This is a genomic window from Pyxidicoccus sp. M6 (assembly GCF_055568925.1).
Genome location: NZ_CM145714.1, coordinates 8,991,966 through 9,018,248, shown reverse-complemented (window position 1 = coordinate 9,018,248; position 26,283 = coordinate 8,991,966). Strand labels below are relative to the sequence as shown.

At 70.4% G+C, this 26,283-nt stretch carries 1 protein-coding gene (cut by both window edges); it reads right to left on the bottom strand.

This entire window lies inside a single protein-coding gene on the bottom strand: locus ACVTJA_RS35280, encoding a non-ribosomal peptide synthase/polyketide synthase. The 45,543-nt coding sequence extends 2,660 nt beyond the window's left edge and 16,600 nt beyond its right edge, so the window shows coding positions 16,601–42,883, spanning codon 5,534 (partial) through codon 14,295 (partial); reading right to left, the first codon wholly in view occupies positions 26,279–26,281. Both the start codon and the stop codon lie outside the window.

Sequence of the window (26,283 nt, the reverse complement as noted above, 5' to 3'; positions counted from 1 at the left end):
ACGCCAAGGGCGACTCAGGCCGTGCCACCAGTGCTTCGGTGAGCACTCGGAAGTGCTCCGCGATGCGCCGGGCCGTGGCGGGCTCGAAGAGGTCGGTGTTGTAGCCCAGCGCCCCCGTGAAGCCCTGGGCCGTCTCCGACAGGTTCAGCTCCAACTCGAACTTCGTCGAGCGGCTCTCCTCTTCCATCGGGTGCAGCGCCGAGCCGGGAGTCTGCATGGCGGAGGCGGAGGAGACAGCGGAAGTCGTCTGCAGGGCGAAGAGGACCTGGAAGAGGGGGCTGCGGCTGAGGTCGCGCTCGGGCCGCAGCTCTTCGACGAGCCGTTCGAAGGGCACGTCCTGGTGGGCGTAGGCGCCCAGTGCTGTCTCCTTCACCTGCTGGAGCAACTGACGGAAGGAGCCAGCACCGTCCACGTGAGAGCGCAGCACCAGCGTGTTGACGAAGAAGCCGATGAGGCCTTCCGTCTCCTGGCGCTGGCGTCCGGCGATGGGTGAGCCGATGGAGATGTCCTGTTGGTTGCAGTAGCGGGCCAGCAGGGCCTGCCATGCGGCGAGCAGCACCATGAAGGGCGTGACGGCCTCACGCTGACACAGGGCCTTGAGTGTCTGGGCCAGTGTCGCCGGCAGGTGGACGGGGACGAACGCGCCGCGGAAGGTCTGCACCGGCGGGCGCGGCTTGTCGATGGGCAGCTGCAGCGGGACATTGCCGCCAAGCTTCTGGCGCCACCAGCTCAGCTGCTCGTCGAGCACGGCCCCTTGCAGCCACTGGCGCTGCCAGACGGCGTAGTCGGCGTACTGCAGCGGCAGCTCGGGAAGCGGTGAAGGCTTCCCCTGGCTGAAGGCGGCGTAGAGGGCGGTCACTTCTCGCACGAGCACGCCCATGGACCAGCCGTCCGAGATGATGTGGTGCATGTTGAGCACCAGCACGTGCTCGAACGGGGCGAGCTTCAGCAGCACCGCGCGCAGCAGGGGGCCCGCGGCCAGGTCGAAGCCATGCGTGCCCTCCTGGGCCAGCAGGCGTCGGGCTTCCTGGGGCGCGGCCTCGCCCAGGCCGCTCAGGTCCACCATGTGCAGCGGTATCTCGGTGGCGGGAGCGATGACCTGGATGGGTTGGCCCTGCTGTGCGTGGAAGGTGGTGCGCAGTGCCTCGTGGCGGCGCACCAGCTCGGTGAGGCTGCGCTGCATGGCTTCGATGTGCAGCTCACCCTCCAGCCGCACGGCGAACGGCATGTTGTAGAGGGAGTTGCCTGGCTCCAGTTGGTCGAGGAACCACAGTCGCTGCTGCGCGAAGGACAACGGCAGTGCACCCGTGCGCGGCACCGACACCAGCGGCGGAGCCAGGGCGGAGCCTTCGCGCCGCGCCGCCTCGATGCGTGCGGCGAGGGCGGCAACGGTGGGGGCCTCGAAGAGCGCACGCAGCGGCAGCTCCACGGCGAAGGCCGTGCGCACTCGGGAGATGAGCTGCGTGGCCAGCAGGGAGTGTCCACCCAGCTCGAAGAAGTGGTCCTCGATGCCGACTCGCTCCAAATGCAGCACCTGGGCGAAGAGGGACGCCAACAGCTCTTCGGTCGGCGTACGCGGAGCCACATAGGCCGTGTCACGGCTCGCCAGTGCCGACTCGGGGACGGGCAGGGCCTTCCTGTCCACCTTGGCGTTGGCGGTGAGAGGCATTGCGTTCAGCCGCACCAGTGCGCTGGGCACCATGTACTCGGGCAGCCGTTGCTGGAGCTTCGCGCGCAGGGTGGAGGTGCTCAGCGACTCGGGCGCCACGACGTAGCCGACGAGGCGCTTGTTGCCCGGCGTGTCCTCTCGGACGAGGACGACCGCCTCGCGCACCTCGGGCAGGGCGAGCAGGGCGGCTTCGACCTCGGCCAGCTCGACGCGGTAGCCGCGCACCTTCACCTGGGCGTCGGCTCGGCCGAGGAACTCCAGCACTCCGTCCGTGCGCCAGCGCGCCAGGTCACCGGTGCGGTAGAGGCGGGCACCGGGCGTGGCGGAGAAGGGATTGGGGACGAAGCGCTCGGCGGTGAGGGCGGGCTGCTCCACGTAGCCCCGGGCCAGGCCATCGCCGCCGATGAACAGCTCGCCGGTGACACCCGGAGGCACCGGCTGGCCGGCGGCATCGAGCAGGTACACCTGGGTGTTGGCCAGCGGCCGGCCAATGGGAACGGCGGTGCCCACGTGGGCCACGTCCGTCATGCGGTGGGTGGAGGTGAAGAGGGTGCCCTCGGTAGGGCCGTAGCAGGCCGTCACCGGGATGCGCAGCTCTTCCAGCACGCGGCGGACATGGGGCGCGGAGACGACGTCGCCACCCGTGAGCAACTGCTTCACCGTGAGCAGCCCGGACAGGTTGTGGTCCACCATCTGCGAGAAGAGGCCGGAGGTGAGGTGCAGCGTGGTGACGCCATGCCTCACCAGCACGGACTCCAGCTCCTTCAGGTCGGAAGGCGAGTGCGGCGGGAAGACGACGAGCCGCGCGCCGTGAAGGAGCGGGCCCCACAGCTCCAGGGTGGAGGCATCGAAGGACACGGGCGCGATGAGGAGGAACGTCTCGTCCGGGCCCAGGTGCGCGTAGTCGACGCCGAAGACGGTGCGCAGCACCGCGGCCTGGGTGGTGCCCACGCCCTTGGGACGGCCCGTGGAGCCGGAGGTGAAGTCGATATACGCGAGGCTCTCGGGCAGCGCGGCCGGGGGCAGCGCATGAGTGGGCAGCCCGGAGAGCTGCGTGTCGTCCAGCACCACGGTGGACAGGGTGTCCGTGGGGAGCTTCTCCAGCAGCGCGCGCGTGGTGACGAGCACGCGCGGACGCGCATCCTCCACCATGGCGGCGAGGCGCTCGCGCGGGTACGCCGGGTCGAGCGGCACGTAGGCACCGCCGGCCTTGAGGATGGCGACCAGGGAGACCACCAACTCCAGTGAGCGCTCCAGGGCAATGGCCACGCGCGAGTCGGTGGACACACCCAGGCCACGCAGGTGGTGCGCGAGCTGATTCGCACGCTCATCCAACTGCCGATACGTGAGCTTCGCGTCCCCGAATTCGACGGCGACCTTGTCGGGGAAGCGGGCCACCACCTGCGCGAAGACCTCGGGCAGGGTGGACGCGCGCGGGTAGTCAGCAGCCGTGGCGTTCCACTCCACGAGCACCTGCTGGCGCTCCTCCACGGACAGCATGGACACGGAAGCCAGCGGAGCTTCGGGGCGGGCCACCAGTGCCTCTGTGAGCACCCGGAAGTGCTCCGCGATGCGCCGGGCCGTCGAGTCCTCGAAGAGGTCCGTGTTGTAGCCCAGCATGCCCGTGAAGCCCTGAGCGGTCTCGGACAGGCCCAGCTCCAGCTCGAACTTGGTGGCGCGCAGCTCCACCTCCATCGGGCGCATGGCCATGCCGGGCTGTTGCTGGGCAGGACCCGTGGCCGCGACGTTCTGGAGGGCGAAGAGGACCTGGAAGAGGGGGCTGCGGCTGAGGTCGCGCTCGGGCCGCAGCTCTTCGACGAGCCGCTCGAAGGGCACGTCCTGGTGGGCATAGGCGCCCAGTGCCGTCTCCTTCACCTGCTGGAGCAGTTGGCGGAAGGAGCCAGCGCCGTTCACGTGGGAGCGCAGCACCAGCGTGTTGACGAAGAAGCCGATGAGGCCCTCCGTCTCCTGGCGCTGGCGTCCGGCGATGGGGGAGCCGATGGAGATGTCCTGCTGGTTGCAGTAGCGGGCCAGCAGGGCCTGCCATGCGGCGAGCAGCACCATGAAGGGGGTGACGGCTTCACGCTGACACAGGGCCTTGAGGGCCTGGGCCAGTGCCGCCGGCAGGTGGACGGGGACGAACGCGCCGTGGAACGTCTGCACCGGCGGGCGCGGCTTGTCGATGGGCAGCTGCAGCGGGGCGGCGCCCGAGAGCTGACGGCTCCAATACGCGAGCTGCGCTTCGAGCACTTCGGCCTGGAGCCACTGGCGCTGCCAGACGGCGTAGTCGGCGTACTGCAGCGGCAGCTCGGGCAGCGGCGAAGGCTTCCCCTGGCTGAAGGCGGCGTAGAGGATGGCCACTTCGCGCACCAGCACACCCAGCGACCAGCCGTCCGAGATGACGTGGTGCATGTTGAGCATCAGCACGTGCTCGGCCGGCGTGAGCTTCAGCAGCACCGCGCGCAGCAGGGGACCCGTGGCCATGTTGAAGCCACGGAGGCTTTCCCGGGCCAGCAGACGTCGGGCCTCGTCGAGCGCGGACTCGCCCAGGCCGCTCAGGTCCACCGCTTCCAACGGCAGCTCGCCCTGGGGCGCGATGCGCTGGACGGGCTCGCCCTGCCGCTCGTGGAACGTGGTGCGCAGTGCCTCGTGGCGGCGAACCAGTTCGTTGAGTGCGCGCTGGAGGGCTTCGACATCCAGCTCACCTTCCAGCCGCACGGCGGTGGGGATGTTGTAGGTGGGGCCTCCGGGTTCGAGCTGGTCGAGGAACCACAGCCGCTGCTGCGCGAAGGACAACGGCAGCGCGTCCGTGCGCGGCACCGGCATCAGCGGAGGCGGCTCGGGCAGCTCCACCAGCCCACGCACGAGCAGCGAGCGGTGCACCTGGCGCGCACGCTGGTACAGCTCACTCCAGGTGAGCGTCTGGCCTTCGTGCTCCGCGGCCACTGCGCTCGGCGTGAGCCGGGCCTGTGCCTGGAAGAGCCGGTACAGGCTGGCGTCTCCCACCGTGGCGGCGGACGGCTCGCGCCACGCGTGGAACAGCAGGTGCCGCTCCTCGGCCGTGAGCATGGGCAGGGTGGACAGCGGCCGGTCCGGGCTCGCGAGCGCCGCTTCCAGCAGCACGTGCAGGTGGTTCACCAGCCTCGCCGCCGTCGAGGCGTCGAAGAGGTCGGTGCTGTACTCGAGCTGTCCCCTCAGTCCATGGCCCCGGTCGGAGATGGCCAGGATGAGGTCGAACTTCGCCGAGCGGCTCTCGACCTTCATGCCGCCCATCTTCAGCCCCGGCCCCATCAGCTCCGGTAGCGGCGCGTTCTGGTACGCGAGCATCACCTGGAAGAGCGGGGTGCGGCCAGGAGCGCGCTCGGGCCGCAGCGTCTCCACCAGCTTCTCGAAGGGGACGTCCTGGTGCGCGTAGGCACCGAGCATCACGTCGCGCACGCGGGCGAGCAGCGCGCGGAAGCTCGGGTCTCCGTCCAGCTTCGTGCGCAGCACCAGCGTGTTGACGAAGAAGCCGATGAGGCCCTCCAGGTCCGCGTGCGTCCGGCCCGCGATGGGCGTGCCGACGCTGACGTCGTCCTGGCCGGAGTAGCGGGACAGCAGCGCCTGGAATGCGGCGAGCACCACCATGGAGGGCGTGGTTCCCTCCTGGCGGCAGAGCGCTTCGAGTGCGTCCGACAGCTCGCGCGGGAAATGGAACTGATGCGCGGCGCCGCGGAAGCTCTGCGTCGCCGGGCGTGGCCTGTCGGTGGGCAGCTCCAGTGCGCGCGGTGCACCCTGGAGTTGCTGGCGCCACCAGCCGAGCTCGGCATCCAGCACCTCGTCGCGGAGCCAGGAGCGCTGCCAGAGAGCGAAGTCCGGGTACTGCACCGGCAGCGGCTCGAGGTTCGCGGGACGGCCCTCGACGTGCGCCGTGTACAGCGTGCTCAGCTCCTCGGTGAGGACGCCCATCGACCAGCCGTCCGCGATGACGTGGTGCAGGGTGAGCAACAACACGTGCTGCTGCTCCGAGCGGCGCACCAGGAGGACCCGCCAGAGCGGGCCCGTCTCCAGATTGAATGGCTGCTGGGACTCGTGCTCGATGAGGCGCTGGAGCGCGGCGTCGCGCTCGGGCTCGGGGAGGGCTTCGAGGTCCATCCAGCCCGCGGGGAGCGCGGGCCGCTCCGCGATGACCTGGACGGGCTGGTGGTCGTGCTCCTGGAGCGTGGTGCGCAGGGACTCGTGGCGCTGGAGCAGGTCTCGCAGGGTCCTTGCGAGCGCGGGCACATCGAGCGTGCCGTCGAGGCGTACCGCGAAGGGAAGGTTGTACGTGGCGCCGTCGGGCTCCAGCTTCGAGAAGAACCACAGGCGCTGCTGCGCGAAGGACAAGGGCGGATGGCCGCTTCCCGCCCGGGGCCGCAGCATGGGCTGGAGCGAGGCGGGCCGGCTCGCGGACAGCTCCTCGATGCGCCGGGCCAGGGCTTCGATGGTGGGCAGGGAGAAGAAGTCGGCGAACGAGAGCTCCACGCCGAAGTGCTTGCGGACGCGGGAGATGACCTGCGTGGCGCTCAGCGAGTTGCCGCCCAGCTCGAAGAAGTCGTCCTCCGCGCCGGGATTGTCCACCTGGAGGATGCGCGACCAGAGCGCCGCCAATTCGCGCTCGCAGTCGGTGCGGGGCGCGCGGGTGGTGACGCGGTCCTGGAACGCCGAGGGAGCCGGGAGCGCCTTGCGGTCCACCTTGCCGTTGGCGGTGAGCGGCAACGCGTCCAGGCGCACCAGTGCGGCGGGCACCATGTACTCGGGCAGCCGCTGCTTGAGGGCGACGCGCAGGGCCGCCATGTCCAGCGACTCCGGCGCGGCGACGTAGCCGACGAGGCGCTTGTCGCCCGGACGGTCCTCGCGCAGCACGACGACGGCTTCGCGCACCTCGGGCAGGGCCAGCAGCGCGGCTTCGATTTCAGCCAGCTCGATGCGGTAGCCACGCACCTTCACCTGGTCATCGGCGCGGCCGAGGAAGTCCAGGGCGCCGTCCGCGCGCCAGCGCACCAGGTCACCGGTGCGGTAGAGGCGGGCACCGGGCACGCCGGAGAAGGCGTCGGGCACGAAGCGCTCGGCGGTGAGGGCGGGCTGGCCGACGTAGCCGCGGGCCAGGCCGTCGCCGCCGATGAAGAGCTCACCGGGTACTCCCACGGGCACTGGCTGGCCCGAAGCGTCCAGCACGTACACGCACGTGTTGGCCAGCGGCCTGCCGATGGGGACGGTGGCGCCCACCTGGGCCACGTCCGTCATGCGGAAGCTGGTGGCGAAGACGGTGCTCTCGGTGGGGCCATAGCCGTTGGTGACGGGCACGTGCAGCGCTTGCAGCACGCGGCGCGCATGCGGCGCACTCACCACGTCACCGCCGGTGAGCACCTGCTTCAGCGTGCGCAGGCCCTCGAGGTTGCCATCCACCATCTGGGTGAAGAGGCCGGAGGTGAGCCACAGCGTCGTCACGCCGGTGCGCTGCAGCACCTGGCCCAGCTCTTCGAGAGAAGGAGTCTGGGGCGGCATCACCACGAGGCGGGCGCCGTGCAGCAGCGCGCCCCAGAGCTCCAGGGTGGAGGCGTCGAAGGAGACGGGGGCCAGCAGAAGGAACGTCTCATCGGGCCCGAAGCGGGCGTAGTCGTTGCCGAAGAGGGTGCGCAGGACGGCGGAGTGAGGAGTGCCGACGCCCTTGGGCCTGCCGGTACTTCCCGACGTGAAGTCGATGTACGCGAGGCTTTGGGGCAGAGCGGAGGAAGGAGGCGCGTACGTGGGCTGGCTTTCGACGGGCACGTCGCCGAGCACCAGCGTGAGGAGGCCCTTGGAGGGCAGCTTCGGGAGCAGCTCGCGCGTGGTGATGAGGACGGTGGGACGCGCGTCCTCCACCATGGCGGCGAGGCGCTCGCGCGGGTACGCAGGGTCGAGCGGCACGTAGGCGCCGCCGGCCTTGAGGATGGCGACGAGGGAGACGATGAGCTCCAGCGAGCGCTCCACGGCGAGTGCGACGCGCGAGTCGGTGGACACGCCGAGGGAGCGCAGGTGCCAGGCCAGTTGGTTGGCGCGCGCGTCGAGCTGGCGGTAGGTGAGCTTTGCTTCACCGAGCTCGACGGCGACCTTGTCGGGGAAGCGGGCCACCACCTGCGCGAAGACCTCGGGCAGGGTGGAGGCGCGCGGGTAGTCGGCAGCCGTGGCGTTCCAATCCACCAGTACCTGCTGGCGCTCTTCGGGAGTGAGGCCCCGGGCCTCGGCGGAATCGCCGTGCTGCTCCACGGGGCGGGACTTCGCCTGCTCGCGCTCTGCCACGTCTTCCAGGGGGATGACGGGCAGCGACAGCTCGAGGGTGTCTCGCTGCTTGCGGTTGGCCGGTGTGCCCTTGCCTTCGAGGGCGGCGTCGATCAGGCGCGCCACGCCTTCGACGGTGGGCGACTCGAACAGGCCGCGCAGGGGCAACTCCACGCCGAAGGCGGCGCGGATGCGACTGATGGCCTGTGTGGCCAACAGCGAGTGGCCGCCCAGGTCGAAGAAGTTGTCGGTGGCGCCCACGCGCTCGACGTTGAGGAGCTGGATCCAGAGCTCCGCGACGCGCTCCTCGGTGGGAGTGCGCGGCGTGACGTGCGTCCCTGCCTCGCTCGCGAAGTCCGGAGCAGGCAGGGCCTTGCGGTCCACCTTGCCATTCGGAGTGAGCGGCATCGTCGGCAGCACCACGATGGCCGAGGGCACCATGTACTCGGGGAGCGTTTCCTTCAGGGCGGCCCGGAGTGTCGCGCCGTCCGTCTCCGCGCCTTCTCGCGCCACGACGTAGCCCACGAGCCGCTTGCCGCCGGGCCCGTCCTCGCGCGCCACCACCACGGCTTCGCTCACGACCGGCAGCTTCGAGAGGGCGGATTCCACCTCGCCCAGCTCGATGCGGAAGCCGCGCACCTTCACCTGCGCGTCCGCGCGGCCGACGAAGTCCAGTGTGCCGTCCTCGCGCCAGCGCACCACGTCGCCCGTGCGGTACAAGCGCGCACCCGCCTCGCCGGAGAACGCGTCCGGCACGAAGCGCTCGGCGGTGAGCGCGGGGCGGCCCGGGTAGCCACGCGCCACGCCCACGCCTCCGAGGTACAGCTCGCCCTTCACGCCCACGGGCACGGGCTCGCCGCGCGTGTCGAGCACGTACACCCGCACGTTGGCCAGCGGCCGGCCGATGGGAGGCACGCGGCCGTCCGCCACGCACTCGGTGAGCGTGGCGACCACCGTGGCCTCCGTCGGGCCGTAGGTGTTCAGGAAGCGCCGGCCCGGAGCCCAGCGCGCCACCACCTCGGTGGGCAGGGCTTCGCCGCCGGAGATGACCGTGCGCAGCGCTGGCAGGTCATCCGCCGGCGTGGCCGCGAGGGCCGCCGGGGTGAGGCTGATGACGGTGAGGGACTCCTCGCGCAACAGCGTCTGCAGTGGCGCGCCGGGCATCAGCTTCTCCAGCGGCGCCAGCATCAGCGCGCCTCCGGAGCACAGCGTGGTGAAGATCTCCTCCACCGACAGGTCGAAGGAGAGATTCGCGAACTGAAGCACTCGGCTACCAGGGCCGATGCCGTAGGCCACCGCCTCGTGCGTCACCAGGTTGGCGACACCGCGGTGCTCCACGGCGGTGCCCTTGGGCATGCCGGTGCTTCCGGACGTGTAGAGCAGGTACGCAAGATGGTTCGGGGCCACGCCCGTCACCGGCGCCTCGGTGCTCTCACGCGACAGCGAGTCCTTCTCGGAGTCGAGGCAGAGCGCACGGGCACGGTGTCCCTCGGGGTAGCGCTCCAGCAGCGCGGCCTGCGTCACGAGTACCGTGGCTCCGCTGTCCTCCAGCATGAACGCCAGGCGCTCACGCGGCAGCAGCGGATCCATGGGCACCCAGGCGCCACCGGCCTTGAGGATGCCGAGCAGGCCCACGACGATGTCCAGCGAGCGCTCCACACTGAGCGCCACGCGCACCTCCGGCCCCACGCCACGGCGGCGCAGTGCGTGCGCGAGCTGGTTGGCCTTCGCGTCGAGCTGCGCGTAGGTGAGGTGCTGTCCCTCGAAGGACGCGGCAGGCGCGTCCGGTGCGCGGCGGACCTGGGCCTCGAAGAGCGAGTGGATGCACGCCTCGGGGAAGGCGGCGTGGGTGGCGTTCCAGTCCACCAGCACCTGGCGGCGCTCGTCACCGGCCAGCAGCTTGACGCTCGACAGCCGGCGCTCGGGCTCGGCCACGAGCGCCTCCACCAGCACGCGGAAGTGCCGGGCCATGCGCTCGGCGGTGGACGCGTCGAACAGGTCGGCGGCGTACTCCAGCCCACCGTGGAAGCCGTCCCCACTGCGTGACAGGACCAGCGTCATGTCGAACTTGGCGACGCGGCTCTGCGTGCTCAGGGTGCGGAAGGTCAGCCCCGGAACGGACAGCTCCGTCGAGGGGAGGTTCTGCAACATGAACATCACCTGGAACAGCGGCGCCTGGCGCAAGCCGCGCATCGGCTGGAGCTGCTCGAAGGGGATGAGCTGGTGGGCGAAGGCGCCCAGGGACATGTCCCGCACGCGGGCCAGCAGCTCGCGTCCGGTGGGGTCTCCGTCCAGGCGGGTGCGCAGCACCAGCGTGTTGAGGAAGAAGCCGACCAGGCCTTCCAGCTCGGCGCGGTCGCGTCCGGCCACCGGCGTGCCGACGCAGATGTCTTCCTGGCCGGAGTAGCGCGACAGCAGCACCTGGAACGCGGACAGCAGGAACATGAAGGGCGTGAGGCCCTCGCGGAGGCACAGCGCGTCCACGGCCTCCGAGAGCTCACGCGGGAGCACGACGGGGACATGGGCCGCCCGAGGCATGGTGCGCTGCGTGCGCGGCCTGTCCGTGGGCAGCTCCAGCTCCTGCGGCGCTCCTTCGAGCTGACGCCGCCACCAGTCGAGCTGCGTCTCGAGCTCGTCGCCCTGGAGCCACTGACGCTGCCAGGCGGCGAAGTCCGCGTACTGGAGCGGCAGCGGCGCCAGCGGCGAAGGACGGCCGGACGCGAAGGCGGCATAGAGCTGCGCCACCTCGCGCATCAGGACGCCCATGGACCAGCCATCGGAGACGATGTGATGGACCGTGAGCAGCAGCACATGCTCCTGCTCGTCGAGCACCAGCAGGGACGCGCGCAGCAGCGGCCCCGTGCTCAGGTTGAAGGGGCGCAGGGCCTCTTCCTCGGACATCCGCCAGGCCTCGGCCTGGCGCTGCTCGGGAGGCAGCGAGCGCAGGTCGATGACGTCCATGCGCAGGGGCGCGGGCGGGGAGATGACCTGGACGGAGCCGGCGGGCTCGTCGCGGAAGGTGGTGCGCAGGGCTTCGTGCCGGTGCACCAGCGCTTCGAGGGCGCGACGGAGGGCCTCCGCGTCCAGCACGCCGGACAGGCGCAGGGCGGAGGGGATGTTGAAGGCGGGGCTGCCGGGCTCGAGCTGGTCGAGGAACCACAGCCGCTGCTGGGCGAAGGAGAGCGGCAGTGCCTCCGCGCGGGACACGGGGACGATGGCGGGCGCGCGGCTCCCGATGCCGGACTCACGAGCGGCGTCGATGCGCGCGGCGAGCCCCTGGAGGGTGGGCGCCTCGAAGAGAGCGCGCAGCGGTAGCTCCACGTCCAGGGTGGTGCGCACGCGGGAGATGAGCTGCGTGGCCAGCAGCGAGTGGCCGCCCAGCTCGAAGAAGCTGTCGTACACGCCGACACGCTCCACGTGCAGCAGCTCCGCCCAGAGGGCGGCCAGCCGCGCCTCGACGGGGCTGCGAGGCGCCACGTACTCCCGGGCCGACAACGCCGCGTCCGGAGCGGGCAGCGCCCTGCGGTCCACCTTGCCATGCGACGTCAGCGGCAGGGCTGGCAGCACGGTGATGGCCGAGGGCACCATGTACTCGGGCAGCTGCTGCTGGAGGGCGGCTCGCAGCGCGGCGGCGTCCACCGTGGTGCCCTCGCGAGCCACCACGTACGCGACCAGTCTCCTGGCGCCGGGAGCGTCCTCGCGCACCGCTGCCACTGCTTCGCGCACCTCGGAGCGGGCGAGCAGGGCGGCTTCGACTTCACCGAGCTCGATGCGGAAGCCGCGCAGCTTCACCTGCGAGTCGATGCGGCCCAGGTACTCCAGCGTGCCGTCGGCCAGCCACCGCGCCTTGTCTCCGGTGCGGTAGAGGCGTGCGCCCGCTTCGGCGCTGAAGGCATCGGGCACGAAGCGCTCGGCGGTGAGGCCCGGCTGGCCGATGTAGCCGCGGGCGAGGCCCACGCCGCCCACGCACAGCTCACCGGGCACGCCCACGGGGACGGGGCGAAGCGTCGCGTCCAGCACGTACACGCGCACGTTGTCCCAGGGACGGCCGATGGTGAGGCGCGCGCCGGGCACCAGCGGCTCGGAGATGGTGGCGCACACGGTGGCTTCCGTGGGGCCATAGGCATTGAGCAGCCGCACGCGGCCTCCCCAGCGCTCCACCAGCTCGGGCGTGCAGGCTTCACCGGCGGAGATGATGCTCTCCAGGGCGGGGAAGTCCTCGGGCTCCATCTGCGCGAGCACGGAGGGCGTGAGGGTGACGGCGGTAAGGGCCTCGTCGCGCAGCAGCGTGCGCAGCGGGGCGCCGGGCATCAGTCGCTCGCGGGGGGCCAGCACCAGGGTGGCGCCAGCGAGCAGCGTGCCGAAGATTTCGGCCACCGAGGCGTCGAAGCCGAAGGCGGCGTACTGAAGGACGCGGCTGCCGGGCCGGTATCCATGGACGCGTCCGGCGGTGAGCGCCGTGTTGCACAGACCCCGGTGTTGCAGCAGCGTCCCCTTGGGACGGCCGGTGCTGCCCGAGGTGTAGATGATGTACGCGAGGCTCTGCGCATCCACCGTGCATGGCGGCGCGGAGGTGGGCCGCGACGAGATGAGCTCGGCCTCGGCATCCAGCAGGACGCGCTGCGCGGCACCGAGCGGGAGCCTGGCGGCGAGCGGTGCCGTGGTGATGAGGAGCGGAGCGGCGCAGTCGTGCAGCGTGTACGTCAGGCGCTCCACGGGATAGCTGGGATCCAGCGGCACGTAGGCGCCACCGGCCTTGAGGATGGCGAGGAGCGCGATGACCGTCTCCAGCGAGCGCTCCACGCACAGAGCCACCGGCACCTCGGCACGCACGCCGAGCGCGCGCAGGTGGTGCGCGAGCTGGTTGGCGCGGGTGTCGAGCTGGGCGTAGGTGAGCTCCTGACCCTCGAAGCGAAGGGCGGTTGCGTTCGGAGTGCGCGCGGCCCAGGACTCGAAGAGCTGGTGGGCGCAGGCTTCGTGCGGGAAGGAGGCGCTGGTGTCGTTCCAGCGCACGAGCACTTCGTGGCGCTCCTCCTCGGACAGCAGGGACACGGAGGACAGGGTTGCCTCGGGCTGGGACACGAGGGCCTGCACCAGCGTGAGGAAGTGGTCCGCCATTCGCGTGGCGGTACCCGCCTCGAACAGGTCCGTGTTGTAGCCCAGCGCGCCGCGGAAGCCGGCGGGCGACTCCGACAGGCTGAGCTCCAGCTCGAACTTCGCGGAGGGGTTGTCCACCTCCATCGGGCGCAGCGTCAGCTCCTGCCTCTGCAGAGGGGCGTTGGGCGTGTTCTGCAGGGCGAAGATGACCTGGAAGAGCGGGCTGCGGCTCATGTCCCTGTTGGGCTGGAGCTCCTCCACCAGCCGCTCGAAGGGCACGTTCTGATGGGTGTACGCGCCCAGCGCCGTCTCCTTCACCTGCCGCAGCAGATGGAGGAACGAAGTGCTGCCATCCACCCTGGACTGCATGACCAGGGTGTTGACGAAGAAGCCGATGAGGTTCTCGAGCTCACCGCGCTGACGGCCGGCGATGGGCGTGCCGACGGCGATGTCCTCCTGGCCGGAGTAGCGCGACAGCAGCACCTGGAAGGCGGCCAGCAACACCATGAAGGGTGTCAGGCCTTCCTTCTGGCACAGCGCCTTCACTGCCTCGGAGAGCTGGGGTGAGAGACGGACGGGTACGTGAGCGCCCCGGAAGGTCTGCACGGCCGGGCGGGGCTTGTCGGTGGGCAGCTCCAGGGGCGAGTTCCCGGAGAGCTGCTGACGCCACCAGGCGAGCTCGGCGTCGAGCACTTCGCCCTGAAGCCAGTTGCGCTGCCAGACGGCGTAGTCGGCGTACTGGAGGGATAGCGGGGTGAGAGGCGAAGGCCTGCCGTGAGCGAAGGCGTTGTAGAGCGCGGCGACTTCACGCACCAGGACGCCCATGGACCAACCGTCCGAGACGATGTGGTGCATGTTGAGCGAGAGCACGTGCTCGGTGGGGCCCAGCTTCCAGAGGCCGGCGCGCACCAGCGGGCCGGTGGAGAGGTTGAAGGGCTTCAGCGTGGCTTCGCGCAGTTGCCGCTCCAGCTCCGCCCGGGCGGCCTGAGGCTCCAGGCCATTGAGGTCCACGACGTCGAGTGGAAGCTCTGCGTGAGGGGCGATGAGTTGGAGGGGCTGGCCCTCGTGCTGGATGAAGGTGGTGCGCAGCGCTTCATGGCGCTGCACCAACTCCGCGAAGGCCCGGCGCAGGGCGGCGACGTCGAGAGGGCCCTCCATGCGCACGAAGCGGGGCATGCTGTAGGAGGAGCCGCCGGGCTGGAGCTGGTCGATGAACCACAGGCGCTGCTGGGCGAAGGAAAGAGGCAGGGGCCCGGAGCGGGGGACGGGGAGGATGGCGGGCGCCTGGGGGCCCGAAGCGGACAGACGGGCCGACTCAATGCGTGAGGCGAGCGCAGCGACGGTGGGTGCCTCGAAGAGGGCGCGCAGGGGCAGCTCGACTCCGAGGGCGGAGCGGACGCGCGACACCACCTGGGTGGTGAGCAGGGAGTGGCCGCCGAGAGCGAAGAAGTCGGCGTCGACGCTGACGTGCTGGACGCGAAGGAGGCTCGCCCAGAGAGAGGCGAGGATTTCCTCGGTGGGCGTGCGCGGGGCAACGTACTCGGCAACAGAGGACGAGGTGTCCGGTGCGGGCAGAGCCTTGCGGTCCACCTTGCCGTTGGGAGTCAGCGGCATGGCCTCCAGTGCGACGAAGGCCGAGGGCACCATGTACTCGGGTAGCCGGGCCCTGAGGGCCTCGCGCAGCACGTCCGCGGAGAGCTCCGCTGCGCCCACGACGTAGGCGACGAGGCGCTTGTCCCCGGGGACATCCTCGCGAGCCACGACGAGGGCCTCGCGCACGGCGGGGTGCTCGCGCAGCACGGTGGCGATTTCACCGGGCTCCACGCGGAAGCCACGCACCTTCACCTGGAAGTCAGCGCGGCCGATGAACTCCACGCGCCCGTCCGCCAGCCAGCGCACCTTGTCGCCGCTGCGGTACATGCGCGCGCCCGGAGTCGGGCTGTAGAGGTCGGGCAGGTACCGCTCCGCCGTCAGCTCCGGACGGGCGAGGTAGCCGCGCGTCACCTGAGAGCCGCCGATGTACAGCTCCCCGGGGACGCCGATGGGGGCGGGCTGAAGGTGCTCGTCGAGGACGTAGAGGCGCGACTGGGCCAGGGGCCGTCCCAGCGGGACGGTGGCCGGAGAGGAGCCCTCGGTGGGCCACTGGACGCGGCCTGCGAGCACGCCCACCGTCGTCTCGGTGGGGCCGTAGTGGTTGAAGACCTCGCAGTCGGGCGCGAGGGCGCGCACCTGCTCCATGAGGGCCCAGGTGGAGGACTCACCACCGAGCACCAGCTTCTTGCGAGGCAGGACGTGACGGGGCTCTGCCGCGGTGAGAAGCGCGGACAGGTGAGAGGGAACGAGCTTCACGCAGTCGACGGCGTGGCGCTGGAAGTACTCGGCGACGCCGGCGGGGTTGCTGGCGCGCTCGTGGGTGAGGACGTGCAGCAGGCCGCCAGTGCACAGGGCGGGGAAGAGGACGGTGTTGCCGAGGTCGGCGACGAAGGTGGAGACGAGGGCGAAGCTGGCGCAGTCGGCGAGCCCCAGGCGCTCGGTAGCGGCGTGGACGTAGTGGGCGAGCTGGCCGTGGGAGACGGCGACGCCCTTGGGCCTGCCGGTGCTGCCGGAGGTGAAGAGGACGTAGGCCACGTTGTCCGCGGACACACCGCTTGTCGGCGCATCCGTGCGCTGGCTCGCGAGTAGCTCCGCGTCCTCATCCATCCGAACGCAAGCGGAAGTGAAGGAAGCGGCGTAGCGGGACACCGTCACCACGACGGGCGCGGCGACTTCTTCCACCAGGGACTGCAGGCGCAGCGCGGGCTGAGCCGGGTCCAGCGGGACGTAGGCGGCACCGGCCTTCCAGACGCCGAGCAGCGCCACCACCGTGTCGACGGAGCGTTCCAGGCACAGGGCCACGCACGTGTCGGGGCCCACGCCCAGCGAGCGCAGGTGCCACGCAAGCTGGTTGGCCCGGGCGTTCAGCTCCGCGTAGGTGAGGACTTCTCCCTCGCAAGCCACCGCGGGCTGCGTCGGACGACGCGCAGCCTGCGCCTCGATGAGCGTGTGCACGGGCACGACGGACGGGACTTGCTCCGTCGCGGTGTTGAAGGACTCGAGCAGTTGTGTGCGCTCGGAAGCTGCCAGGAGGGGCAACTCACCCACGCGTGTGTCGGGGGAAGCGAGCGCGGCCTCCAGCAGGGTGCGCAGGTGCTCCACCATGCGGGAGATGGTGGAGGCGTCGAACAAGTCGGTGCGGTAGCGGAGCGCGCCCGACAGGCCACGGGGCGTCTGGGCCAGCGAGAGCGTCAGGTCGAACTTGGTGGCTTCGGCCTCGCTCTCCAGGGGCAGGAAGGACAGGCCCGGGACAGTCAGCGCGGCGGCCGGCGCGTTCTGCAGGACGAGCATGACCTGGAAGAGAGGCGAGTGGCTGAGGCTGCGCTGGGGCTGCAGCTCCTCGACGAGCTTCTCGAAGGGCAGGTGCTGGTGCTCGTAGGCACTCAGGGTGGTGGAGCGCACCTGGGCGAGCAGCTGGCGGAAGGTGGCTTCAGGAGCCACGCGAGAGCGCAGCACGAGGGTGTTGATGAAGAAGCCGATGAGGCCTTCGGTCTCCGCGCGGGTGCGGCCGGCGATGGGAGAGCCGACAGTGACGTCGTCCTGGCCGGAGTAGCGCGCCAGGAGCACCTGCCAGACGGCGAGCAGGGCCATGAAGGGCGTGATGCCTTCGCGCTGGCAGAAGGCGGAGAGTGCTTCGGACACCGGCAATGGCAGGTGAACGGGTAGCAGGGCGCCGCGCTGGGACTGGACAGCGGGGCGAGGCCTGTCGGTGGGCAGCTCCAGCAGCGCAGGTGCACCGGAGAGCTGGTGCTTCCAGTAGTCGAGCTGCGCCTGGAGGACATCGCCCCGCAGCCAGGACCGCTGCCATGCAGCGAAGTCCGCGTACTGGACTGGCAGGGGAGCCAGCTCCGACGAGCGGCCGGAGGAGAAGGCCTCGTAGAAGGAGACCAGCTCGCGCACCAGCACGCCCATGGACCAGCCGTCCGAGACGATGTGATGCATCGTCACCAGCAGCACGTGGTGCTCGGAATCAAGGCGCAGTAGCGAGGCACGCAGCAACGGGCCGGAAGCGAGGTCGAAGGGACGAATGGCCTCGGCAGCCGCCAGACGGCGCACTTCGGCCAGACGCGTGTCTTCGGGCAGGTGGCTCAGGTCGACGACAGCCAGCGGCAGGGCGGCCGGCGGAGAGATGACCTGGACAGGGCCCGAGGACTCCTCGCGGAAGGTGGTGCGCAGCGACTCGTGGCGCTGCACCAGCGCTTCGAAGCTCTGGCGCAGGGCTTCGACGTCCAACCGGCCGGACATGCGCACCGCGGTGGGGATGTTGTAGGCGGAGCCACCGGGCTGGAGCTGTTCGAGGACCCACAGCCGCTGCTGCGCGAAGGAGAGCGGGGGCGGCGTCGTGCGCGGCACCGGCACCAGGGGCGGCGCGGAGTCCTGGGGCGCCGCGGCCTCGATTCGACGAGCAAGGGCCTCCAGCGTGGCGGCTTCGAAGACGGCGCGCAGGGGCAACTCCACGCCGAAGCTGGCGCGGATGCGGGAGACGAGCTGGGTGGCCAGCAGCGAGTGGCCGCCCGCTTCGAAGAAGTTGTCATGCAGGCCCACGCGGGGCAGGCGCAGCACTTCGGCCCAGAGCGTCGCCAACTGCTCCTCGGTGCGAGTGCGTGGCGCGACGTACTCGGCAGCGGAGGCCGAGGTGTCCGGGGCGGGCAGCGCCCTGCGGTCCACCTTGCCGTTGGCCGTCAGCGGGAAGGCCTCCAGCAGCACGAAGGCCGAGGGCACCATGTAATCGGGCAGGCGCGACGCGAGGGCCTCGCGCAGCACTTCGCTGGAGAGGTCCGCGCCGCCCACGACATAGGCCACCAGGCGCTTGTCGCCGGCGCTGTACTCTCGCGCCAGTACGAGCGCATCGCGCACGCCGGGCTGCAGGCGCAGCACGGCCTCCACCTCGCCGGGCTCGATGCGGAAGCCACGCACCTTCACCTGGAAGTCGGTGCGGCCCATGAACTCGAGCGTTCCGTCCGCCAGCCAGCGCGCCACGTCGCCGGTGCGGTAGAGGCGCGCGCCCGGGGTGTCGCTGAAGCCATCGGGGATGAAGCGCTCGGCCGTCAGCTCCGGCCGGCCCAGGTAGCCCCAGGCCAGGCCGTCTCCGCCCACGTACAGCTCTCCAGGCACGCCCACCGGCACCGGCCTGAGTGAGGCGTCCAGCACGTAGATGGTCGACTGCGAGATGGGCCGCCCGATCGAAACGGAGTGGCCCACCGCCGAATGCGGGCGGAGGGTGTGGGTGGTGGAGAAGGTGGTGTTCTCGGTGGGGCCGTAGGCGTGGACGAACAGTGCACCCGACGCCATGCGCGCGAGGTGCTCACGCATGCGCTGGGTGGGCATCACCTCGCCACCGGCCAGCACTCGGGGCACGCGGGCCAGGACCTCGCCCTGGTGCAGGACCATCTGCGCGAAGAGGGCGGTGGTGATCCAGAGCGTGGTGGGCTCGTGCTGGCGCAGCACGGCGCCAAGCTCCTCCAGCGAGAGCACGTGCGGCGGCGCGATGACGAGGCGGGCGCCATGGAGCAGCGCGCCCCAGATCTCCAGCGTGGAAGCGTCGAAGGCGACGGGCGCCATCTGGAGGAACACGTGCTCCGAGCCGAACTGGAGGAAGGACGTGCCGCACACCAGACGCACCACGCCCCGGTGCGTCACCATGACGCCCTTGGGCCGGCCGGTGGAGCCGGAGGTGAACATCACGTAGGCCAGCCCCATGGCCTGCATCTCGGACGTGGGAGCGTGGGTGGGCTGGCGGGCGAGGAGGTCGGACTCCGAGTCCAGCAGCACGGTGCGACCGGAGAAGGGCGGCAGGCTGCTGGCGAGATGCGAGTGCGTGAGCAGCAGCGCGGCGCCCGAGTCCTCCAGCAGCAGCGCGAGCCGCTCGCGGGGGTACGCCGTCTCCAGCGGCACGTAGGCTCCGCCCGCCTTGAGGATGCCGAGCAGGCAGATGATGAGCTCGAAGGAGCGCTCCAGGCCCAGCGCGACGGGAGTGCCGGGAGAGACGCCCAGCGAGCGCAGGTACCAGGCGAGCTGGTTGGCGCGCTCGTCGAGCTGGCGGTAGGTGAGGTGCTCTCCGCCGGCAACGAGGGCCACCGCATCGGGAGTGAGCCGGGCCTGGGCCTGGAACAGCTCGTGGATGGTGGCGTCGCGCGGGTAGTCGGAGCGCGTGGCGTTCCAGTCGAGCAGCACCTGCTGACGCTCGGCGGCGTCCATGAGCGGCAGCTCGGACAGGCGAGCTTCGGGCCGGCTCACCGCCCCTTCCAACAGCATGCGCAGGTGGGTGACGAGCCGGCGCACGGTGTCTTCACGGAACAGCGCGGTGCTGTACGTGATTGAGCCCACCAGCCCCTGGGGCGACTGTGTGAACGTGAAGGTGAGGTCGAACTTCGCTCCGCCCAGGCTCTCCGTCTCCACGGGGAGCACGGACAGCGCCTCGGGCTGCGCCGCAGCGGCGGGCCGGGGCGCGTTCTGGAGCACGAGCATGACCTGGAAGAGCGGAGAGCGGCTCAGGTCCCTCTGGGGCTGCAGCTCCTCCACCAGCTTCTCGAAGGGGACGTCCTGGTGGGCGTAGGCCCCCAGCGTCGTCTCTCGGACGCGGGCCAGGAGCTGGGAGAAGGACGGGTCGTCGTGCAGACGCGAGCGCAGCGCGAGCGTGTTGACGAAGAAGCCGATGAGGCCTTCGAGCTGGGCGAAGCGGCGGCCCGCGATGGGGGAGCCGACGACGATGTCGTCCTGGCCGCTGTAGCGCGACAGCAGCGCGTGCGTGGACGCCAGCAGCGTCATGAAGAGGGTGGCGCCGTGCTGATTCGAGAGCGACTGGAGCGAGTGGCTCAGCGGCTCGGGCAGTTGGAAGTGGACGCTGGCGCCGGCGAAGGACTGCGCGGGCGGGCGTGGGAAGTCGGTAGGCAGCTCCAGCGCGTGCGGCGCGCCCTCCAGGTGCTGGCGCCACCAGGAGAGCTGCTGTTCGAGGCTGTCGCCGTGCAGCCATGAGCGCTGCCAGACGGCGTAGTGGGCGTACTGCACGGGCAGCTCGGGGAGCGGCGAAGGCTGGCCGGCGGCGAAGGCTCGGTAGAGGGTGCTGAGCTCACGCACCAGCACGCCCATGGACCAGCCGTCCGAGACGATGTGGTGCAGGTTCAGCAGCAGCAGGTGCTCACGCGAGTCCAGGATCAGCAGCAGCGCGCGCAGCAGCGGGCCGGAGGCCAGGTCGAAGGGGCGCCGCGCCTCTTCCGTGGCGAGGCGGCGGGCTTCGGCCTCCCGGTCCTCATGGGAGGACATGTCGACGACGGAGAGGACGAAGGGCGAGTGCGGGGAGATGAGCTGGAAGGGCTCACCGGCCTCTTGGTGGAAGGTGGTGCGCAGGGATTCGTGGCGGCGGACCAGCTCGGAGAACGCGCGCTCCAGCGCGGAGGCGTCCAGCGGTCCCTGCAGGCGCAGGAGGTGCGGCACGCTGTAGGTCGCCGTGCCGGGCTGGAGCTGGTCGATGAACCACAGACGCTGCTGAGCGAAGGACAGTGGCGCCCGCGGGCCCACGGGCGTCGCGGTCAGCTCGGGCAGGCCGGTGTTTCGCGAGGCCTGGTCCACGTGCCGGGCCAGTGCTTCCAGGGTGGGCGCTTCGAAGAGGGCACGCAGCGGCAGCTCGGCACCGAAGGTGGAGCGCACGCGGGAGATGAGCTGGGTGGCGAGCAGGGAGTGGCCGCCAAGCTCGAAGAAGTTGTCGTGGACGCCGACGCGAGGCAGGCGAAGCACCTGGGCGAAGAGGCCTGCGAGCAACTCCTCGGTGGGAGTGCGCGGGGCGACGTAGGAGTCGGCGGAGGAGGAAGCCAGGGACTCCGGAGCGGGAAGGGCCTTGCGGTCCACCTTGGCGTTGGCCGTGAGAGGCAGGGCGTCCAGGCGCACGAGGGCGGAGGGCACCATGTACTCGGGCAGCCGCTGCTTGAGGGCGGAGCGCAGGGCGGCCATGTCGAGTGACTCAGGAGCGGCGACGTAGCCGACGAGGCGCTTGTCACCGGGGACGTCCTCGCGCACCAGGGCCACGGCCTGGGCCACGTCTGGGAAGGCCAGCAGGGCGGCTTCGACTTCCGCGAGCTCGATGCGATAGCCGCGCACCTTCACCTGGGCATCAGCGCGGCCAAGGAACTCCAGCACTCCGTCCTTGCGCCAGCGAGCCAGGTCTCCGGTGCGGTAGAGCCGCGCGCCGGGGACGCCGGAGAAGGAGTCGGGGACGAAGCGCTCGGCGGTGAGGGCGGGCTGGCCGACGTAGCCGCGGGCCACGCCGTCACCGCCGATGAACAGCTCGCCGGTGACGCCGGAGGGCACGGGCTGGCCGGAGGCGTCCAGCAGGTACACCTGCGTGTTGCCCATGGGCTTGCCGATGGGAACGGACGTGCCGACGTGCTCCACCGCCGTCATGCGGTGGGTGGAGGCGAAGAGAGTGGTCTCCGTCGGGCCGTAGCAGGCCGTCACCGGGATACGCAGCTCTTCAATCACGCGGCGCACATGCGGCGCGCTCACCACGTCGCCACCGGTGAGCAGTTGCTTCACGCTCTTCAACCCGGAGAGGTTGTTCTCCACCATTTGGGTGAAGAGACCCGAGGTGAGGTGCAGCGTCGTCACGCCGTGCTTCACCAACACCGACTCCAGTTCCTTCAAGTCGGAAGGCGAGTGGGGCGGGAAGACGACGAGCCTTGCGCCGTGGAGCAACGGGCCCCAGAGTTCAAGGGTGGAGGCGTCGAAGGAGACAGGCGCGATGAGGAGGAACGTCTCATCCGGCCCGAGGTGCGCGTAGTCGTTGCCGAAGACGGTGCGCAGCACTGCGGACTGCGGAGTACCGACGCCCTTGGGCCGGCCCGTGGAGCCGGAGGTGAAGTCGATGTACGCGAGGCTCTGCGGGAGCGCGGCCGGAGGCAGCGCATGCGTGGGCTGCCCCTCTAGAGACACTTCTCCCAGGACGACGGTGGACAGGCCTTCGGCGGGGAGCTTCTCCAAGAGCTCGCGCGTGGTGACGAGCACTGTGGGACGCGCGTCCTCCACCATGGCGGCGAGGCGCTCACGCGGGTACGAGGAGTCCAGCGGGACGTAGGCGCCACCGGCCTTGAGGATGGCGACGAGCGAGACAATCAGCTCCAGCGAACGCTCGGCGGCCAGCGCCACGCGCGAGTCGGTGGACACACCCAGGGCGCGAAGGTGCCACGCGAGCTGGTTGGCACGCTCATCGAGCTGGCGGTAGGTGAGCTTCTCCTCGCCGAACTCGACAGCGACCTTGTCGCCATGGCGAGCCACGACCTGCGCGAACACTTCGGGCAGGGTGGAGCCACGCGGGTACTCGGTGGCCGTGGCATTCCACTCCACGAGCACCTGCCGGCGCTCCTCCGCCGTGAGCATGGGGATGAGCCCCATGGGCGCATCAGGCTGAGCGAGCAGCGCTTCCACCAGCGTGCGGAAGTGCTCCGCCATGCGCGCCGCAGTGCCCGCCTCGAACAGGTCCGTGTTGTAGCCCAGCGAGCCCTGGTAGCCCTCTGTCGTGTCGGTCAGGTTGAACTGCAGTTCGAACTTGGCCGTGGAGCTCTCCACCTTCAGCGGCTGTAGCGACAGCGCGTGCTTCCGCGGCGTGGACTCGGGCGTGGGCGCGTTCTGCACGCTGAAGAGCACCTGGAACAGCGGGCTGCGGCTCAGGTCACGCGTGGGCTGCAGCTCTTCCACCAGACGCTCGAAGGGCACGTCCTGGTGCGCGTACGCCCCCAGCGCCGACTCCCTCACCTGACGCAGCAGGTGCCGGAACGAGTCACGGCCCTCCACGTGGGCGCGGAACACCAGGGTGTTGGCGAAGAATCCGATGAGGCCTTCGAGCTCACCGCGCTGGCGGCCCGCGATGGGCGAGCCGACAGAGATGTCCTGCTGACCGGAGTACCGCGACAGCAGCACCTGGAAGGCGGCCAGCAACAGCATGAAGGGCGTGGCGCCCTCCTGCTGGCCCAGGGCCTTGAGCTTCTCGGAAGCGGCGAGCGTCAGGGAGACAGGAATCCGGTCGCCTCGGAAGGTCTGCATGGGCGGACGGGGCTTGTCCGTGGGCAGCTCCAGGGGCGTGTTTCCGGAGAGCTGCTGACGCCAGAAGGCGAGCTGCGCATCGAGCACTTCGCCCTGGAGCCAGTTGCGCTGCCAGACAGCGTAGTCGGCGTACTGGATGGGCAGAGGCGCCAAGGGCGAGGGCTGGCCGGCCGCGAAGGCTTCGTAGAGCGCGGCGACTTCGCGCACCAGCACGCCCATGGACCAGCCGTCCGAGACGATGTGGTGCATGTTGAGCGACAGCACGTGCTCGGCGGGGCCCAGCTTCCACAGGCTCGCGCGCACCAACGGTCCGGTGGCGAGGTTGAACGGCCGCTGGCTGTCTTCACGCAGTTGGTCTCGCAGCGTCTCCTGGGCGGCTTCGGGCGCGAGGCCGCTCAGATCCACCTGGGTGAGCGGCAACTCGATGTCAGGAACGATGAGCTGGAGCGGCTGATCCTCCTGCTGGATGAAGTGGGTGCGCAGCGCTTCATGGCGCTGCACCAACGCGGCAAGGCTGCGCCGCAGCACCTCAGCATCGAGTGGTCCCTCCAGCCGCACGAAGGCGGGCATGTTGTAGGCGGGGCTGTTGGGCTCGAGCTGGTCGAGGAACCACAAGCGCTGCTGTGCGAAGGACAGAGGCAGCGCGCCGGCGCGAGGCACGGAGAGGATGGAGGGCGCCTGGCTTGCGGATGCGGAGGCGAGGCTCGCGGCGAGTCCTTCGATGGTGGGCGCTTCGAAGAGAGCGCGCAGCGGCAGCTCCGCACCGAAGGTGGAGCGGACGCGGGAGATGAGCTGGGTGGCCAGCAGGGAGTGGCCGCCGAGCTCGAAGAAGTTGTCGTGGACGCCGACGCGGGGCAGGCGAAGCACCTGGGCGAAGAGACCGGCGAGCAACTCCTCGGTGGGGGTGCGCGGGGCGACGTAGGAGTCGGCGGAGGAGGAAGCCAGGGACTCCGGAGCGGGAAGGGCCTTGCGGTCCACCTTGGCGTTGGCCGTGAGAGGCAGGGCGTCCAGGCGCACGAGGGCGGAGGGCACCATGTACTCGGGCAGCCGCTGCTTGAGGGTGGAGCGCAGGGCGGAGACGTCGAGCGACTCGGGCGCGGCGACGTAGCCGACGAGGCGCTTGTCACCGGGGACGTCCTCGCGCACCAGGGCCACGGCCTGGGCGACGTCGGGGAAGGCGAGAAGCGCGGCTTCGACTTCCGCGAGCTCGATGCGGTAGCCGCGCACCTTCACCTGGGCATCGGCGCGGCCGAGGAACTCCAGCACGCCGTCCTTGCGCCAGCGAGCCAGGTCTCCGGTGCGGTAGAGCCGCGCGCCGGGGACGCCGGAGAAGGAGTCGGGGACGAAGCGCTCGGCGGTGAGGGCGGGCTGGCCGACGTAGCCGCGGGCCACGCCGTCACCGCCGATGAACAGCTCGCCGGTGACGCCGGAGGGCACGGGCTGGCCGGAGGCGTCCAGCAGGTACACCTGCGTGTTGCCCATGGGCTTGCCGATGGGAACGGACGTGCCGACGTGCTCCACCGCCGTCATGCGGTGGGTGGAGGCGAAGAGGGTGGTCTCCGTTGGGCCGTAGCAGGCCGTGACGGGAATGCGCAGCTCTTCAATCACACGGCGCACGTGAGGAGCACTCACCACGTCGCCACCGGTGAGCAGTTGCTTCACCCCGAGCAGGGACGAGAGGTTGTGGTCCACCACCTGGGTGAAGAGGCCGGCGGTGAGGTGCAGCGTCGTCACGCCATGCTTCGTGAGGACGGACTCCAGTTCCTTCAAGTCGGAAGGCGAGTGGGGCGGGAAGACGACGAGCCTTGCGCCGTGGAGCAACGGGCCCCAGAGTTCAAGGGTGGAGGCGTCGAAGGAGACAGGCGCGATGAGGAGGAACGTCTCATCCGGCCCGAGGTGCGCGTAGTCGTTGCCGAAGACGGTGCGCAGCACGGCGGACTGCGGAGTACCGACGCCCTTGGGCCGGCCCGTGGAGCCGGAGGTGAAGTCGATGTACGCGAGGCTCTGCGGGAGCGCGGCCGGAGGCAGCGCATGCGTGGGCTGCCCCTCTAGAGACACTTCTCCCAGGACGACGGTGGACAGGCCTTCGGCGGGGAGCTTCTCCAAGAGCTCGCGCGTGGTGACGAGCACTGTGGGACGCGCGTCCTCCACCATGGCGGCGAGGCGCTCACGCGGGTACGAGGAGTCCAGCGGGACGTAGGCGCCACCGGCCTTGAGGATGGCGACGAGCGAGACAATCAGCTCCAGCGAACGCTCGGCGGCCAGCGCCACGCGCGAGTCGGTGGACACACCCAGGGCGCGAAGGTGCCACGCGAGCTGGTTGGCACGCTCATCGAGCTGGCGGTAGGTGAGCTTCTCCTCGCCGAACTCGACAGCGACCTTGTCGCCATGGCGAGCCACGACCTGCGCGAACACTTCGGGCAGGGTGGAGCCACGCGGGTACTCGGTGGCCGTGGCATTCCACTCCACGAGCACCTGCCGGCGCTCCTCCGCCGTGAGCATGGGGATGAGCCCCATGGGCGCATCAGGCTGAGCGAGCAGCGCTTCCACCAGCGTGCGGAAGTGCTCCGCCATGCGCGCCGCAGTGCCCGCCTCGAACAGGTCCGTGTTGTAGCCCAGCACGCCCTGGTAGCCCTCGGGCGAGTCCGCCAGGCTCAGCTGCAGCTCGAACTTGATGGAGGGGTTTTCCACCTCCATCGGGCTCAACGTCAGTTCCTCATTCCGCAGCGTGGCCGCGGGGACGTTCTGCAGGGCGAAGAACACCTGGAACAGCGGGCTGCGGCTCAGGTCGCGCGTGGGCTGCAGCTCCTCCACCAGCCGCTCGAAGGGCACGTCCTGGTGCGCGTACGCTCCCAGCGCCGACTCCCTCACCTGCCGCAGCAGGTCGCGGAAGGAGAGACTCGAGTCCACCTGTGCGCGCATCACCAGCGAGTTGACGAAGAAGCCGATGAGGTTTTCGAGCTCGCCGCGCTGACGGCCGGCGATAGGCGTGCCGACGGCGATGTCCTCCTGGCCGGAGTAGCGCGACAGCAGCACCTGGAATGCTGCAAGCAGCAGCATGAAGGGCGTGGTGCCCTCTTGCTGACACAGGGCCTTGAGCTTGCCGGAAGTGG